The organism is Actinoplanes sp. NPDC020271 (assembly GCF_044388125.1).
Classification (GTDB): domain Bacteria; phylum Actinomycetota; class Actinomycetes; order Mycobacteriales; family Micromonosporaceae; genus Actinoplanes.
The window spans coordinates 530,885-547,087 of the sequence record NZ_JBIRWQ010000001.1 but is presented as its reverse complement, the minus strand read 5'-3'; the positions used below and the strand labels follow the sequence as shown (position 1 = coordinate 547,087).

Sequence of the window (16,203 nt, the reverse complement as noted above, 5' to 3'; positions counted from 1 at the left end):
CCCGCCGAGCGGAGCGAGGCCGTGTTACAGCCCGAGGTCGGCCTCGAAGTGCCCGCCCTCGAGACGCTCCTTCAGCGTGCCCAGGAAGCGGGCCGCGTCAGCACCGTCCACGATCCGGTGGTCGTAGCTGAGCGCCAGGTAGACCATCGACCGCGGCACGATGATCTCGCCCAGCTCGGGGTCGTTCACGATCACCGGGCGCTTGACGACCGCGCCGAGACCGAGGATGCCGACCTGCGGCTGGTTGATGATCGGCGTGTCGAAGAGCGCACCCCGGCTGCCCGTGTTGGTCAGCGTGAACGTGCCGCCACCGAGCTCGTCCGGCCCGATCTTGTTGTTCCGGGTGCGGTCGGCGACGTCCGCGATCCGCTTGGCCAGACCACCCAGGTTCAGGTCACCGGCGTCCTTGATGACCGGGACGACCAGGCCCTTCGGCGCGTCCACGGCGATGCCCAGGTGCTCGGCGCCGTGGTAGGTGACCGTGCCCGCCTCGACGTCGATCGAGGAGTTGACCACCGGGTGCTGCTGCAGCGCCTCGACCGTGGCCAGTGCGAAGAACGGCAGGAAGGTGAGCTTCACGCCGTGCTTGGCCTGGAAGTCGGCCTTCGCCTTGTTCCGCAGCGTCGCGATCTTGGTGACGTCCACCTCGACGACCGTGGTGAGCTGCGCCGAGATCTGCAGCGACTCGACCATCCGGCGGGCGATGGTCGCCCGGATGCGGGTCAGCTTCTCGGTGCGGCCCCGCAGCGGGCTCGGCTCCGGCTTGGCCTTGGTGTCCTGCGCCGGGGCGGCGGCCGGAGCAGCGGCCGCGGGAGCCGGCGCGGCCTTGGCGGCAGCGGCCTTCTCGGCGGCGTCGAGCACGTCCTGCTTGCGGATCCGGCCTCCGACGCCGGTCCCCGTCAGCGCGGACAGGTCGACGCCCTTCTCGGCCGCCAGCTTGCGGACCAGCGGGGTCACGTAACCGGCGTCACCGGCCCCGTTCGCCTTGACCGTCTCGGCGGCCGGCGCGGCCGGCTGCTTGGTCTCGGCCGCGGCGGCCGGCTGCTTGGTCTCGGCCGCGGGCGACGGCGTCGCGTAGGACTCGCCGACCGGCTGCGCCGGAACGGACGGAGCCGGCTTCGACTCGATGATCGGAGCCTCGGCCTTCGGCTCCGGCTTGGGCTCGGCCTTCGGCTGCTGCGGCGCGGGGGCCGGAGCCGGAGCGGCGGCCGGCGCGGACGACGCCGAGCCGACGATCGCCAGGACGCCACCGACCTCGGCGGTCTCGTCCTCACCGACCCGGATCTCCAGCAGCGTGCCGGCGACCGGCGACGGGATCTCGGTGTCGACCTTGTCGGTGGAGACCTCGACCAGCGGCTCGTCCACCTCGACGGTGTCGCCGACGGCCTTGAGCCAGCGCGTGACGGTGCCCTCGGTGACGCTCTCGCCGAGCGCCGGCAGCTTCACCTCGGTGCCCTCGGCGGAACCGGCGGCCGGGGCGGCGGCGGCCGGCGCGGCCTCGGCCTGCGGCGCGGGCGCCTCTTCCTCGACCGGCTTCTCGGTCGACGGCGTGGTGTCCTCCTGCGCGAGCTCGGGCTCGGCGGCGGCCGGGGCGTCCTCGCCCTCTCCCGCGATGACGGCCAGCTCGCTGCCGACCTCCGCGGTCTCGTCCTCAGCGACCACGATCCGGGTCAGCACGCCCGCGGCCGGCGACGGGATCTCCGTGTCGACCTTGTCGGTGGAGACCTCGAGCAGCGGCTCGTCGACCTCGACGCGCTCGCCCTCCTGCTTGAGCCAGCGCGTGACGGTGCCCTCGGTGACACTCTCGCCCAGCCGCGGCATGGTTACCGATGTCGGCATTTTTCCCCAAACTCCTTAACGCTGCTTCTCGAAGCGATGGATTCAGCTGTGCGCGTGCAGGGGCTTGCCCGCCAGCGCCAGGAAAGCCTCGCCCAGCGCCTCGTTCTGCGTCGGGTGGGCGTGTACGAGCTGGGCGACCTCTTCCGGGAAGGCCTCCCAGTTGTAGATCAGCTGGGCTTCGCCGACCTGCTCGCCCATGCGGGCGCCGACCATGTGGACGCCGACCACGGGGCCGTCCTCCACCCGGACCAGCTTGACGAAGCCGGCGGTCTTGAGGATCTGGCTCTTGCCGTTGCCGCCCAGGTTGTAGTTGTACGACGTGACCTTGTCGGCGCCGTACTTCTCCTTGGCCTTGGCCTCGGTCAGGCCCACCGACGCGACCTCGGGGTCGGAGTAGGTGACCCGCGGGATGCCGGCCTCGTCGATGACCGCCGGGTTCTTGCCGGCGATCTCCTCGGCCACGAAGATGCCCTGGGCGAAGCCGCGGTGCGCGAGCTGCAGGCCGGGCACGATGTCGCCGACGGCGTAGATGTTGCCGACCCCGGTGTGCAGGCGCTCGTTGGTGATCACGAAGCCGCGGTCCAGGGTGATGCCCTGCTCCTCGTACCCCAGGTTCGCGGTGGACGGGCCACGGCCGACCGCGACCAGCAGCACCTCGGCCTCGAGGGTCTCGCCGCCGGCGATGGTGACCTTCACACCGTCCGCGGTCTTCTCGACCTTCTCGAACGGCTTGCCGACCTTGAAGTTGATCTTCCGCTTCCGGAAGGCGCGCTCGACCTGCTTCGAGATGTCCTCGTCCTCCGCGGCGACCAGCCGGGGGAGGGCCTCGATGATGGTCACGTCGGCGCCGAACGACTTCCAGACGCTGGCGAACTCGACGCCGATCACGCCGCCGCCCAGCACGATCGCCGAGGACGGGACCCGGTCCAGCTTCAGCGCGTGCTCACTGGCCAGCACCCGGGTGCCGTCGACCTCCAGGCCGGGCAGCGAGCGCGAGTAGGAGCCGGTCGCCAGGATGACGTTGCGGCCGGTGTAGCGCTGCCCGTCGACCTCGACGGTGTCCTTGCTGACCAGCTTGCCGGCGCCGGCCACCACGGTGATGTTCTTGTTGTGGGTCAGCAGGCCGGTCAGGCCCTTGTACAGGCGGCTGACGACGCCGTCCTTGTAGCTGTTCACCCCGGCCATGTCGATGCCGACCAGGTCGGCCTTGACGCCGAACTGCTCGCTCTCGCGCGTCTGGTCGGCGATCTCGGCCGCGTGCAGGAGCGCCTTGGTCGGAACGCAGCCGCGGTGCAGGCAGGTGCCGCCCAGTTCGGCCTTGTCGATCAGCGCTACGGAGAGGTCCAGTTCGGCGGCCCGCAGCGCGGCCGCGTACCCGCCGCTGCCCGCGCCGAGAATGACGATGTCGAAGGTTCCGCCGTTCGGCTGGCTCACGTTGACTCCAGTAGTCGAGTCGTCGCCATGTGGGTCACACAATGGAAACGGTCACAGTCCCGTCTCGGACATCTTGTCACTTGGAGACCCGCTCAATGCAGCCAGGTGCCCCAAGACACGTCGGCTCGTCGTACCCTTGCGGCATTCAGCGCGAGGAGGAGCAGTGGCGTGGTTTCGGCGTCGACCCCGTACCGGTGGTCCCGGCGGGCGGCGGGTGGATCAGGCCGATCTGGAGCACCTCACGGATTTCGTCCGCTCCCGCCGGGGTGTCGAGGCGTTCGTCGAGCCCCGGACGACGGTGACCGAAACCACCGTGTTGCTTGTGGCACACGACGGCGAATGGACCCGGCGGCGCATCGAGTCGCCGGAGGTGGCGCGCCGTTTCGCGCACCAACTCTCGCTGCCCATCTATGACGTCCGGTTGCTCGGTTATCCGCAGCGGATGCGCGATTACAACGCCCGGCAGAAACGCCGCACGGCCTGAACGAGCCGGGCGGCGTGCGCAGGGTTGGGGGGGGGGGGGGGGGGGGGGCGGGGGCGGGGGGGGGGCCCCCCCCCCCCCCCCCCCCGCCCCCCCCCCCCCCCCCCCCAACCCTGGATCAAAGGTTTTCCACCAGGTGGAGGAGGGTGCGGATCGGCACGCCGGTCCCGCCCTTGGTCCAGTAACCGGTGGCCTCGCCGGAGTGGTAACCCGGTCCGGCGATGTCGATGTGCGCCCACTCCACGCCCGGCTCGACGAACTCGCGCAGGAACACGCCGCCCTGCAGCATGTGCCCGGCCCGGTCCAGGTTCGCGTTCGTCTGGCAGATGTCGGCGATCTCCGACTCCATGCCCTTGCGCACGTCGTCCGGCAGCGGCATCGGCCAGGCCGGCTCGCCGACCGCGTCCCCGGCCGTCTTGACCAGCCCGGTCGCCTCCTCCGAGCCCATCAGGCCGGCGATCCGCTTGCCCAGCGAGATCACCTGGCCGCCGGTCAGCGTGGACGTCTCGAACAGGTAGTCCGCCCCGTCCTCGCAGGCCCGGGCGATCGCGTCGCCGAGCACCATGCGGCCCTCGGCATCGGTGTTGAAGACCTCGACCCGCTTGCCGTTGTACATGGTGATCACGTCACCCGGCCGGTACGCCGACCCGGACGGCATGTTCTCCGCGATCGCCAGGTAGCCGGAGACGGCCACCCCCGGCTTGACCGCGGCGACCGCCAGCATGGTGGCGGCGACGGCGGCCGCACCGGCCATGTCCGACTTCATCTCCCACATGCCGGCGGCCGGCTTGATGCTCACGCCACCGGTGTCGAACGTGATGCCCTTGCCGACCAGCGCGACCCGCTTCGGCTCGGTCACGCCCTCCGGGGTGTAGGTCAGCTTGACCAGCCGCGGTGGCGCCTCGGAACCCTGGCCGACCGCCACGATCCCGCCGTACCCTCCGGCCTTGAGCTGCTCGAAGTCGAGCACCTCGACGGCCAGCCCGACCTCGGTGGCGGCGGCCTGCACCAGGTCGGCGAAGGGCGCCGGCTGCAGCAGGTTCGGCGCCATGTTCACCCAGTCGCGGGCCTGACGCACCGCGCGCCCGACCACCTCGGCCCGGGTCAGCTCGGCCCGGGCGGCCTCGTCGGCGGCGTCCGGCACGTGCACCTGGAGCGCGGTGACCGGCTCACGGCGGCCCTTCTGCGGCTTGGTCTTGTAGCCGGCGAACCGGTAACCGCCCAGCAGCGCACCCTCCAGGACCGCGCGCAGCACGCGCGGCGCGTCCTCGTCGTCGGGCAGCGGCAGCGCCAGCGCGACCGTGGCACTGCCGGCCAGCGAACGGACCGCCGCACCGGTGCCCCGCCGCAGCGTCTCCAGCTCAGGTGACGCGCCGGACGGCTCGTCGCCGAGGCCCACCGCGACCACCAGCGGCGCGGCGATCGTGCCGAGCGTGGCCAGCTTGGTCACCTCGCCGGGCGCTCCGGTCGCGCCGAGCAGGGCGAGCGTCGAGGTCAGCTTTCCGTCGAACGCGGCGGTGATGCTCTCCGCCCCGGGCGCGGGAAGCAGGGCGCCGTCCTGGTCGGGCTGGCTGTGCAGGCCGATGACGATGGCATCGACCGCCAATTCGGCCGGGTCGGTGTCGACCAGGCTCAGGCTGGGCTGGGTCACTCGGGCTCTCCGCGACGTTCTGGGCCGGTTCCGCCGGTGGGCGGTGCTCCCGGCTGGTGGGAAACACTTGGTATTCCCCGCGACTCTAACCACCCCCAAGGTCACCGGTAAGTTGAGTCTCATGTCTGCCGAGTTTCTCCGCTCCCCGCTGCACGAACGCCACGTCGCGCTGGGCGCGAAACTCGCACCCTTCGGCGGGTGGGAGATGCCGTTGGAGTACGCGGGCGGTGGCGTCCTCAAGGAGCACGCCGCGGTCCGCTCGTCGGCCGGCGTCTTCGACGTGTCCCACCTGGGCAAAGCCCGTGTCCTCGGGCCCGGCGCGGCCGGCTTCGTGAACTCCTGCCTCACCAACGACCTGGGCCGGATCGCCCCCGGCAAGGCGCAGTACACGCTCTGCTGTGATCCGTCCGGTGGGGTCGTGGACGACCTGATCGCGTACCTCTACGGCCCCGACGACGTGTTCCTGATCCCCAACGCCGCGAACACCGCCGAGGTCGTCCGCCGTCTCGCCGCCGCGGCGCCCGCCGGGATCACGGTCACCGACCTGCACCGCGACTTCGCGATCCTCGCCGTCCAGGGCCCGGCCTCCGCCTCGATCCTCGGCACGCTCGGCCTGCCCGCCGACCACGACTACATGTCGTTCGCCAACGCCACCCTCAGCGGGGTACCGCTGGTCGTCTGCCGCACCGGGTACACCGGCGAGCACGGCTACGAGCTGGTCATCCCGTGGGACGCCGCGGCCACCGTGTGGGACACGCTGATCGAGGCCGGCGTCCGCCCGTGCGGCCTCGGCGCCCGCGACACGCTGCGCACCGAGATGGGCTACCCGTTGCACGGCCAGGAGTTGTCCCTCGACATCAGCCCGGTCCAGGCCCGCGCCGGCTGGGCCGTCGGCTGGTCCAAGCCGGCGTTCTGGGGCCGCGACGCGCTCCTCGCCGAGAAGGCCGCCGGCCCGCGCCGCACCCTCCGCGGCCTGGAGTTGACCGGTCGCGGCGTCCCGCGCGGCCACATGCCGGTCTTCGCCGGCGACCGCCGCGTCGGCGAGACGACCAGCGGCACGTTCTCGCCGACGAAGAAGGCCGGCATCGCGCTCGCGCTGATCGACACCGATCCGGCCCTCCCGGACGGCGAACTGCTGGAGATCGACATCCGCGGCCGGCGGATCGAGGCCCGCCTGGTCAAGCCGCCTTTCGTGGAGACCTCCGTCCGCTGACCCGGCAAGATCAAGTTCAAGATCTTCATGTCCCCTCCGGTCTGTGGTCCAGGCCGTCGCTCCCGCGGGGACCCTTGCGGGCCTCGCAGGGCCGTGGCCGGCCCAGAACGCGAGACCCCCAAGGGCGACGTCCGTGGGTGGGCACGGTCAGAGCGACGAACCGTGGACGTTCAGTGAAGGGTGAGTGCCACCAGCGCGAGCGTCGTGGCCACCTCGGCGCAGGCGCCCAGCACATCGCCGGTGATCCCACCGAGCCGCCGCACACAGTGCCGGAGCAGCAACAGCACGGCCCCGAGCGCGACGATCATCGCCACCGGTCCCTGCCACGGGCGGCCGGTGATCGCCGGAACGGCGGCGGCCGCGACGAGCAGCGTGGCGCCCAGCACGACGGGGGAGGGAACCGTGGACGCCACCATCGCCCCCAGGCCCTCCGGGCGGGCCGGCGGGACACCCCGGCGGCAGGCCAGTGAGATGGCCAGCCGTCCGGTGGCCCACGCCACGACGATCGCCCACCAGGGGACAGTCGCGATCGCGGCGGCCTGCACCAGCACGGTCGCCGCGAGAGCCACCACGCCGAACGGCCCGATGTCGGGCTTTTTCATGATTTCCAGGGCGGCCGGGCCGGACCGGTAGGAGCCCAGCGCGTCCACCGTGTCCGCCAGCCCGTCCAGATGCAGCCCACGGGTCAGCAACGCACCCAGTGCCACCGTGACCCCACCGGCGACCAGCCCGGGAGCACCCAACGCTCCCAGCCCCTCGGAGACGCCCGCCAGCACCAGCCCCAGCACCGCCCCCACCATCGGCGCCACGCCCATGGCGACGGCCGCGGTGGACCGGTCCACCCGCCCCGCCCGCAACGGCAGCACGGTCAACGTGGTGACCGCCAGCCGTACCCCGTCGAACACCCGGTTCCCCGGCTCCCCGGTCACCAGCGGCCGGCCGGCGATGTGGTCACGAGCGGCCACCGACCGGCGGAGCGGCCACCTTCACCGACCGGCGGAGCGATCACTTCACCGACCGGCGGAGCGATCACTTCACCAGCTCGCGGAGCGACCACGTCACCGACCGGCGGAGTGATCACGATCGGCCACCGGCCGGCGCAGCCGTCACGAACGGCCGCTCACCGACCGGCGGGGTGATCACGAGCGCCCGGCCGCGCCGTCCTCGGCACCGTCCACACCCGTACCGCCGGAGGGGTTGCCGAAGCCGCTCGGCAGCACCGTCGTCGGCTCCTCCTCGTCGATCCCGTCGTCGTAGCTGTCGTCGAGGCCCGGCGCATACTCGTCCAGGTCGTCGGAGAGCCCGCCGTCGCCCGGCTCGTCGAGCAGTGCCGGATGCACCGGCAGCGCCGCCGCCAGCCCCAGCACCGTCCGCAGCAGCGGCAGCGCCGCCAGCGCGTTCGCCCCTTCGCCGAGGTCGAGGCCGAGCTCCAGGACGGGCGTCAGGCCGAGCACGTCCGCACCCTGCTTGACCAGCGCCAGCGTCCCCGCCTCGGGCAGCAGGCACCAGTGCCGGGTCTGCCCGGCCAGGTCCCGGGCGATCAGTCCGGCCGCGATGCCGAGCGGCCCGTCCAGCAGCACCGGGATCCGCCGGGCGGTCGCCCCGAGCAGCACCCCGGTCGCCACGGCCAGGTCGAGCCCGCCGATCTCGCGCAGGATGTCGTGCGCCCCGCGTGGTTCCTGCCGGATGCGGTGCAGCGCGTCCCGGACCGCGGCGCAGCGCAGCATCCAGGCGTGGTCGTCGAACCGCCCACCGGGCTGCAGCACCCGGGGCAGGGCCGCGGCCGCCTCGGCGCCGGTGGTCGCGGCCAGCACCGCGGTGGCGACCGCTTCCACGCCGACGCCGATGCCGGCCAGCAGCAGCGCGTCGCGCCCGGCGTCGGCGGCCTCGTCGGCGAGCTGCCAGCCCTGGCGCAGCGCGGCGTCGACGGCGTGGGCCTCGGTGACCGGGCCGTCCTCCATCGCGCCGGAGGACCGGACGCGCAGCACGGCGATGTCCGCACCGGCCTGCCCGGCGAGGCGGCCGAGGAGGCCGGTGCCGAGTTCGGTCTCGGCCACCCGGCGTTCGACGTCGAGCGGGTCGGCGCCGGCCGCGGCGTCACCGCCGTGCCGGCCGGAGATGACCACGACCCGGACCGACGACCACGGCTGCGGGGTGATGCTGTCCTGGGTGCCGGCGGCGAACTCGACGGCCTCGCTGACCCGGCCCAGCCCGGCGCCGGGCAGGTCGATGCGCTCCAGTCGCTCGCGGGCGTCGGGCCCGGCGTCGCTGTCCGGCAGCGGCAGGTCCATGCCCGGCTGGATCCTGGTGAGGCCGGAGGCGACGAGCGGCAGGCTCATCGTCATGCCACCCAGCGCGTCGGCGACCGGCGGCAGCGGGTCCTCGGCGGCCGGCGGCGCGACGACGGTCGCCTCGACCGGCGCGGCGACGAACACCGGGTCGGCCGGTGGCGTGACGAAGACCGCGGGCGGCGGGGGCGGCGCGGGTGTCGCCGCGGCGACCGGCGTCGGCCGAGGCCCCGACGCGGAGGTCGGAACGGGCACCGCGGCCACCGCGGGCCCGTCGGCGGCCGGCAGGCGCTTCAGCCAGCTGGGCTGCCCGGCGACGACCAGCACCACGCCGTCGCAGGCCTCGGCCAGCGCCTGGTTCGTGGTCCCGAGCGCGTCGGCGAAGGCCCGCCCGACCGGTGTGACCGGCACCAGCGACAGCCCCACCTCGGGGCTGACCAGCACCACCCGTGCCTCGCAGGCGCGCACCGCGGCGGCCAGCGCGGCCACGTCGGCCTCGTCGTCGTTGGGCTGGCGGGCCGGGTCGAGCACCGCGGCCACCCAGCCGCCGAGGTCGTCGACGAGCAGCGTGTCGTCGGGCTTCGCCTCGGACAGCAGCTCGGTGAGCCGGGCCGGGTCGGCCCCGGTCTCCTCGGTCGACCAGGACTGCGGCCTGCGTCGTTGATGCTCCTCGATCCGGCCGCGCCACTCCGGGTCGTCCTCACCGCCGACCGCGGTGGCGACGTACCGCACCGCGGGCGCGTCCGCCACCAGCGATTCGGCGAACGCGGATTTGCCGGAGCGGATCCCACCGAGCACCAGGACCGTGTTCCACCGATCTTCGGACATGCCCCGTACCTTAGAGCCGGGTCGCACACGCGCACGCCGTAGGGTGGAAGGCCACCGACGTACGACATGAGGGGGCAGCTGAATGCCGTGGAGTTGGCGGTATGAGGACGTCGACGGCAAAGCGGTCGACGGACCGGCCGAGACGTTCAGCAGTCAGGCGGATGCCGAGTCCTGGATCGGCCAGGAGTGGCGGCAGTTGCAGGCCGCCGGGGTCAGCACGGTCACGCTGGTCGAGGACGACCGGGTCGACTATCAGATGAGTCTGCAGCCGGCGGAGTGACGTGACCTACGAACCGGTCTACACGCGCACCCCGCGGAACGCGTTCGTCCCCAGTCCGGTCTTCGTCGGCATCGTCGCGATCTTCGCGGTGAGCGGCGTGCTGCTCTGGACGAGGTACGGCAACGTCGGGTTCGACGCGTTCCTGTTCGTCGTCTCGGGCTGGCTGGTCTCACTCTGCCTGCACGAGTACGCGCACGCCGTCGCGGCGTACTTCTCCGGTGATCTGACCGTGGCCGACCGGGGCTACCTGCGGCTGAACCCGTTGAAGTACACGAGCCCGCTGCTCTCCATCGTGCTGCCGGTGGTCGTGGTGATCCTCGGCGGCATCGGCCTGCCCGGCGGCGCGGTGTGGATCGATCACCGTTACATCAACAGCAAGCTGAAGGATTCGCTGATCAGCGCGAGCGGGCCGCTCACCAACGTCATCCTGGCGGTGGTGGCGGCCCTCCCGTTCATCGTGGGCCTGGGGCCGGACATCGTCGAGGTCGGCAGCCGGGCGTTCATCACCACCGATCACCCGGAGTTCTGGCAGGGGCTCTCCGTGGTCGCGTTCCTGCAGATCACCGCGAGCGTGCTGAACCTGCTGCCGATCCCGGGGCTGGACGGCGGCAGCATCCTGCGGCCGTGGCTGAGCCCGGCGTACCGGCGGGCCTGGGACACGTTCGCCCCGTTCGGTTTCCTGCTGCTGTTCGTGGCGCTGTGGCAGACCAGCCTCGGCGACTACTTCTCCCGGCTGGTGACCTGGATCGCCGAGGGGCTGCAGCTCTATCCGGATCTGATCGCGCGCGGCCTCGACCTGATGCGCTTCTGGAGTTGACGGGTGGCCGGCCCGGTCACGGGCCGGCCACCCCTCACGGGTTACGGCCGCTGGGCCGGGCTGGTCGTCAGCGCGGGGTCCCGCGTCACGATCGGCTCGACGATCTCGTCGATCGCCTTCAGCAGCCCGTCCTCCAGTTTCACGCCGGACGCCTTCACGTTGTCCCGGACCTGTTCCGGCCGGGACGCCCCGATGATCGCCGCGGAGACGTTCGGGTTGCTGAGCACCCACGCGATCGCGAGCTGGCCCATGGTCAGCCCGGCCTCGTCGGCGAGCGGCTGCAACCGGGCGACCGTGTTCAGCACGTCGTCCTCCAGCCAGCGGGCGATGAACCCGGCCCCGGACTTCTCGTCGGTGGCCCGTGACCCGGCCGGCGGCTGCTCACCCGCCTTGTACTTACCGGTCAGCACTCCCTGCGCGAGCGGCGACCAGACGATCTGCCCGAGCCCGAGCTCCATCGAGGCCGGCACCACCTCGGCCTCGATGACCCGCCACAGGATCGAGTACTGCGGCTGGCTCGACACCAGACGGATCCTCAGTTCGTCGGCGAGGGCTTTCGCCGCGCGGATCTGCGACGCGTCCCACTCGGACACGCCGATGTAGTGCGCCTTCCCGGAGTGGACCACGTCGGCGAACGCCTCCATGGTCTCCTCCAGCGGCGTGTTGTGGTCGTACCGATGGGCCTGGTAGACGTCGACGTAGTCGGTGCCGAGCCGGCGCAGCGACCCGTCGATCGACGTCATGATGTGCTTGCGGGACAGGCCGCTGTCGTTGGCGCCCGGCCCGGTCCGCCAGTAGACCTTGGTGAGGATCTCCAGACCGTCACGCCGCTCGTCCTTGAGCGCCCGGCCCAGCACCTCCTCGGCGCGGGTGCCGGCGTAGACGTCGGCGGTGTCGAACGTGGTGATCCCGGACTCGAGGGCCGCGCGCACGCACGCGAGCGCGGCCTCCTCCTCCACCTGGGACCCGTGGGTGATCCAGTTGCCGTAGGCGATCTCGCTGACCAGCAGGCCGGAACGGCCGAGATGACGGAACTTCATATCTCGAACCCTATCGACTCACTAGAGAACCGGCCGCGCGTCCGGTCTCAGCCGGACGACCTCCTCGATCGCCTCGGCGCGCTCCACGTACCGCGTCTCGACGAGCGGCTGTCCCTGCCGGTCCACCGCACCCCAGCGCCCGGCCTCGTCGGCGATCAGGAACGCCGACGGGTGGATCACCACGGCCTTGTGCACCGGCGGGATCACCTGCTGCCCGGTCTGGTCGATCACCCCGAACCCGGTACCGCCGTCGACCACCAGGAAACCCTCGTCGCTGAAACCGTCGATCGGGCCGCCCACGCTGAGCACCGTCGCGACCTGCCGCCACTTCGGCTGCACGACGATCCGGCCGTGCCGGTCGACCGCGCCCCAGCCGCCGGCGCGCCGGAACAACGCCAGGCCACGGCGGAACGGCCGTACCTCCTCGAAGCTCCCCGGCACGATGAGCCGGTTCTCCCGGTCGATCGCCGACCAGCCGCCCTCGGCCTCCCGGCTCACCCAGGCCAGCCCCTCCGAGAACCGGTCGGCGGCCAGATAACCCGAGTCGGCGCCGATCAGCACCGCACCGGACGGGTCGATCAGCTCCCACGCCGTCGAGTCCGGGCGGCGCACCCACGCGACCCCCTCGGCGAACGCCTGCGCCTGGGCATACTTCGGCTCGACCGCCGCCGCGTAGCCCCACAGCCCGGCACCCTCGTCCGGCAGCGGCATCGGCGCGGCCGGCAGCTCCAGCAGTTCCTCCCGCCGCCGCGGGTAGGGCCCCCAGCCGTCCCCGGACCGCCGGGCGATCACGTCGAGCGCCAGCTCGATGCGTTCCACCAGCTCCGGGTCACGGTCCTGGCAGAGGTCCAGGGCCCGCTCGAAGCGGTTCACCGCCTCCAGGAACCGCCCCTGCTCGAACGCCGACCGCCCGGCCAGCTCGTAGATCTCGCCGCGCAGCCGAGCCGGCAGCTCCGGCGAGTCGGCCTTCGCGTAGAGCCGGTCCGCCTCCTCGAACTCGCCCCGCCACTGCAGCACGTGCGCGAGCCGCGTCTGCGCCACCGACACCATCCGCGGGTCACCGGCGGACTCGGCGTGCCGCAGCCCTTCCCGCCCGTCGGCCAGCGCCTCGTCCAGCTCCCCGAGCACCCGCGACACGACCGCGCGCAGGCTGAGCAGCCCGGCCCGGACGGCGTCCCGCTCGGCGAACTCCAGCCGGTCGCTGAGCCGGTCCACGAGATCCCACAGCCGGTCCGGCTCGTCGACCTGCTCCCGCAGCGTCTCCGGATCGAACATCCACGGATACGCCGCAAGGATCTGCTCCGGGTCGGCCCGGCGCCGGTCCGCCGGAGCCCGCTGGTCCCGCCGCTGCCTGATCGGCGCGACAGTCTCCTCCGCCTCAGACCCGGACCCATTCCCAGGTACGTCGTGAGCACCGTCCGCCGCGGCAACCGCCCCCGCGCCGACCCCCGCCGTCGCACTCTCGGCCACACCCGAAGCCGTGGCGTCCCCGCCCACGTCGGCCACCGGAGCGTCCCCGGCCTCCTCCGCAGCCGGCGCGGTCCAGGCCGTCTCGGTGTCCGTCGCGCCGACAGCCCCGGCCGCCTCGATCGCCGCAGAGCCGACGCCTCCAGCAGCCGCAGCCGGCGCGGTCCAGGCCGTCTCCGTGTCCGTCGCGCCGGCGACCCCGGCCGCCTCGATCGCCGCAGAGCCGACGCCTCCAGCAGTCTCAGCGATCTCGGCCGCGTCGACGGCCGGAAGATCAGCGACGTGATCGACGGCTGCGGACTCACTGTCCGTCCCGCCGTCCGCCGGCACCTCCACCATGGTCGGGACGGCGGCGGACGCCTCGGTCGCGGTGTTGTCGGTGAGTGCGAAGGCCGGCCCGGTCCCGTCGTGGTGGTGCGCGACGGTCGACCCCGGTTCGGACGTGTCGTGGGCGTCCCCGGACGCCGGTCCCGCACCAGCACTCACCGTGTCGGCCGAGGCGCCGCCGTCTCGCTCCCTGTCCGAGTTCTCGAGGACCTCGTCCCCCGGAGCACCCGGCGCGATCCCACCAGCAGGCGTCGCTACCGCACCACCCAGCTCCGACTCGCCCGTCGCGCTCACGGCGTCCGTCGCGCTTGCGGCGACCGGCTCGACCTCGGCAGCAGGCGTCGCCACAGTGCTGAACAGCTCCGACTCGCCCGTCGTGACCACCGCGACCGGCTCGCTCTCGATGACCGGCTCGCTCTCGGCGACAGCCGCCGCTTCTCCGGCGACCGCCTCACCCTCAACCGCAGGCGTAGCCACCCTGTCGATCGGCGGCCAGGCCGGAATGGCCGGCCCAGCCAGCACATCCGCCTCAGAGGCACCACCGCCGACGGGCCGCCCGCCCACACCGAACCCGGCCCACGAGTCAACCGGCTCGTCCGGCGAAGCAACCGCGCTGGTCGGCTCATCCCGCTCGGCAACCGCGCTGTCCGGCTCGCCCAGGAGAGCATTCACGCTGGGCTGCTCGTCGGGGAGAGCACTCACGCTGGGCTGCTCGTCAGGGAAGGCATCCACGCTGGGCTGCTCGTCGGGGAAGTCAATCCCACTGTCCGGCTCGCCCGGGACGGCATCCACGCTGGGCTGGTCGTCGAGGAAGGCACTCACGCCGACCGGTTCGTCCGCGATGACGGGCGCGATGCTGACCGGAGCGTCAACCGCCCCGAACGTCATCGGCGCCACGTCCTCGGCGACCGCCTCCGCGAGGTCCGTGACAACGGTGAAGACGGGTTCCTCAGCCTCGAGAACCGGCTCGGCGACCTCGACCACCGGCTCGCCGGCGGCGAAGGCCGGCTCGTCCACCTCGACGACCGGCTCGCTGGCAGCAACGGCCCGAGCGTCGTCCTCCACGACCGGCTCTTCGAGCTCAGATGCCGGAACGTCGGCCTCAAAGACGGGCTCCCTGTCGGGGAAGCCCGGAACGTAAGTCTCGACGGCAGGCTCGTCGACCTGGACCGGTTCCGCCGCGATCTTTTCGGCGGCAAGGTGCGCGGCCGCCAGAGGCTCAGCCGAGGCCTGCTCGTGACGTCCGGGCCGGTCGTCCGGGTCAGCCCGCTCGTGCCGCCCGTACCCGGCCTGCACCGCAGCGATCCACTCCGGAACATCCCCGCCGGGAACGTCCTCGTCCCGGGAGAGCCCGCGCCGAACCTCAGCAGCAACCGGCTCCGCGACGCTGTCCAACGTCAACCGAGGCTGCGTGACCTCGACATCGCTGACCTCAGCGACATCCTCACCCAGGCGCGCCTGGGTGATCTCAGCCTCGCCCACGCCGGTCTGAACGAGCTCGCCGGCGTCCGTCCCCAGCCGGGCCTGCGTAGTCTCTGCCTCGGACGCGTCTGCGCCCAGCGGAGGCCGCGTGTTCTCCGGCTCGGCCGCCTCTGCGCCCAGCCGGGTCTGCGTGATCTCGGGCTCGGCGGTGTCCGTGGTCAGGCGGGTCTGCGTGATCTCGGGCTCGGCGGTCTCTGTGGTCAGGCGGGTCTGCGTGATCTCGGCGTCCACGACGGTCGCCTCGGTCGCGTCCGTCTCCGGTGCGGTCTCGTTCTCCGCGTCGGCGTCCGCCGCGAACCATCCGGCCGGCTTGACGGCCTCTTCCTCGACCACGGGTTCCGGTGCCAGCGGTGAGGTGCCGGGCACGGGCGTCTCCGCCCCGAGCCCGCTCAGCGACAGCAGCCAGCCCAGCCCGCGCGGTTCCTCTGCCGCGGCGATCGGCTCTGCCGCGGTGATCGGCTCCGGTTCCACGACCGGGACCTCGACAGCAGGCGGGCCCGCGAAGGCCGCGCGCGGAGCCGTAGTCTCCGGCCCGCTGAACGGCGATCCGGGCGCCTCCGAGTAGGCGGTCCCACCGACCCCGGCAACATGCTCATCCCCAGGCCGTTGCCCAGGAACGGCGCCCTGCGCAGGAACGGCACCTTGGCCGGGAACGGCACCTTGGCCGGGAACGGCACCTTGGCCGGGAACGGCACCTTGGCCGGGAACGGCACCTTGGCCGGGAACGGCACGCTGCCCCGGAACGCCACCGACGAACGGTTCCCCCGGGCCGACCCGCCGAGGGTCGATCGCCTGAGTCCGTTCCTCGGGCGGGAACGGCACCCCACGCCGCGGCAGCGCCGCCCCGGGCCCCATCCGCTGCATGTCCACTGCTTGAGTCCGGTTGTCCGGCCCGTAGGGCCCGGAGAGATGCTCACCGCGCCGCGGGTCACCACCCTGAGGACCCCCACGTCCGGCGATCCCGGACACGGGCGCGATCCCAGGACCGGCGATCCCGGACACGGGCGCGATCCCAGGACTAGCGGCCCCAGGATTAGCCATCCCGGACACAGGTGC

At 72.6% G+C, this 16,203-nt stretch carries 11 protein-coding genes; 4 read left to right on the top strand and 7 right to left on the bottom strand.

Features of this window, described 5'->3' with window-relative positions; translation table 11 throughout:
* Positions 1-24: 24 nt before the first annotated feature.
* Together sucB and lpdA are read right to left on the bottom strand one after the other, a co-directional pair.
* Positions 25-1,839 (bottom strand): 2-oxoglutarate dehydrogenase, E2 component, dihydrolipoamide succinyltransferase, encoded by a 1,815-nt coding sequence (gene sucB, locus ACH442_RS02390; RefSeq protein ID WP_396120743.1) that lies wholly within the window; start codon positions 1,837-1,839, stop codon positions 25-27.
* Between the two features lie 42 nt (positions 1,840-1,881).
* Positions 1,882-3,273: a dihydrolipoyl dehydrogenase gene (gene lpdA / locus ACH442_RS02385; RefSeq protein WP_396120742.1), complete on the bottom strand. Its 1,392-nt coding sequence runs from the start codon at positions 3,271-3,273 to the stop codon at positions 1,882-1,884.
* A gap of 163 nt (positions 3,274-3,436) precedes the next feature.
* On the opposite strand from lpdA, the gene ACH442_RS02380 reads away from it, so the two are divergent.
* Positions 3,437-3,757 carry a hypothetical protein gene (locus ACH442_RS02380; protein ID WP_396120741.1) on the top strand — a complete coding sequence of 107 codons (321 nt, stop codon included), beginning with the start codon at positions 3,437-3,439 and terminating at the stop codon, positions 3,755-3,757.
* A 115-nt stretch (positions 3,758-3,872) separates the two neighbouring features.
* On the opposite strand, the gene ACH442_RS02375 is transcribed toward ACH442_RS02380, so the two are convergent.
* Positions 3,873-5,405: a leucyl aminopeptidase gene (locus tag ACH442_RS02375; RefSeq protein WP_396120740.1), complete on the bottom strand. Its 1,533-nt coding sequence runs from the start codon at positions 5,403-5,405 to the stop codon at positions 3,873-3,875.
* Between the two features lie 121 nt (positions 5,406-5,526).
* On the opposite strand from ACH442_RS02375, the gene gcvT reads away from it, so the two are divergent.
* Positions 5,527-6,618 carry a glycine cleavage system aminomethyltransferase GcvT gene (gcvT, locus tag ACH442_RS02370; RefSeq protein ID WP_396120739.1) on the top strand — a complete coding sequence of 364 codons (1,092 nt, stop codon included), beginning with the start codon at positions 5,527-5,529 and terminating at the stop codon, positions 6,616-6,618.
* Between the two features lie 170 nt (positions 6,619-6,788).
* On the opposite strand, the gene ACH442_RS02365 is transcribed toward gcvT, so the two are convergent.
* Both ACH442_RS02365 and ACH442_RS02360 read right to left on the bottom strand, forming a co-directional pair.
* Positions 6,789-7,547 carry an adenosylcobinamide-GDP ribazoletransferase gene (locus ACH442_RS02365; protein ID WP_396121025.1) on the bottom strand — a complete coding sequence of 253 codons (759 nt, stop codon included), beginning with the start codon at positions 7,545-7,547 and terminating at the stop codon, positions 6,789-6,791.
* Positions 7,548-7,757: 210 nt separating this feature from the next.
* Complete coding sequence (locus tag ACH442_RS02360; RefSeq protein WP_396120738.1) at positions 7,758-9,734, bottom strand: bifunctional adenosylcobinamide kinase/adenosylcobinamide-phosphate guanylyltransferase; 1,977 nt, start codon at positions 9,732-9,734, stop codon at positions 7,758-7,760.
* An 82-nt stretch (positions 9,735-9,816) separates the two neighbouring features.
* On the opposite strand from ACH442_RS02360, the gene ACH442_RS02355 reads away from it, so the two are divergent.
* Positions 9,817-10,014, top strand: a complete 198-nt coding sequence (locus tag ACH442_RS02355) for a hypothetical protein (protein ID WP_396120737.1) — start codon at positions 9,817-9,819, stop codon at positions 10,012-10,014.
* A 1-nt stretch (position 10,015) separates the two neighbouring features.
* Complete coding sequence (locus ACH442_RS02350) at positions 10,016-10,831, top strand: site-2 protease family protein (protein WP_396120736.1); 816 nt, start codon at positions 10,016-10,018, stop codon at positions 10,829-10,831.
* Between the two features lie 41 nt (positions 10,832-10,872).
* Here ACH442_RS02350 and ACH442_RS02345 read toward each other — a convergent pair whose 3' ends face one another.
* A complete protein-coding gene (locus ACH442_RS02345) occupies positions 10,873-11,871 on the bottom strand; it encodes an aldo/keto reductase family protein (protein WP_396120735.1) in 999 nt (332 codons plus the stop codon).
* A 21-nt stretch (positions 11,872-11,892) separates the two neighbouring features.
* Entirely contained in the window at positions 11,893-15,618 is a 3,726-nt protein-coding gene (locus tag ACH442_RS02340; RefSeq protein WP_396120734.1) for a WG repeat-containing protein, read from the bottom strand.
* Positions 15,619-16,203: the final 585 nt, after the last annotated feature.

Coding starts and splice junctions, on each gene's coding strand:
- ACH442_RS02345 (WP_396120735.1), bottom strand. CDS start 11,871: ATGAAGTTCCGTCATCTCGGCCGTTCCGGCCTGCTGGTCAGCGAGATC.
- ACH442_RS02360 (WP_396120738.1), bottom strand. CDS start 9,734: ATGTCCGAAGATCGGTGGAACACGGTCCTGGTGCTCGGTGGGATCCGC.
- sucB (WP_396120743.1), bottom strand. CDS start 1,839: ATGCCGACATCGGTAACCATGCCGCGGCTGGGCGAGAGTGTCACCGAG.
- ACH442_RS02355 (WP_396120737.1), top strand. CDS start 9,817: ATGCCGTGGAGTTGGCGGTATGAGGACGTCGACGGCAAAGCGGTCGAC.
- gcvT (WP_396120739.1), top strand. CDS start 5,527: ATGTCTGCCGAGTTTCTCCGCTCCCCGCTGCACGAACGCCACGTCGCG.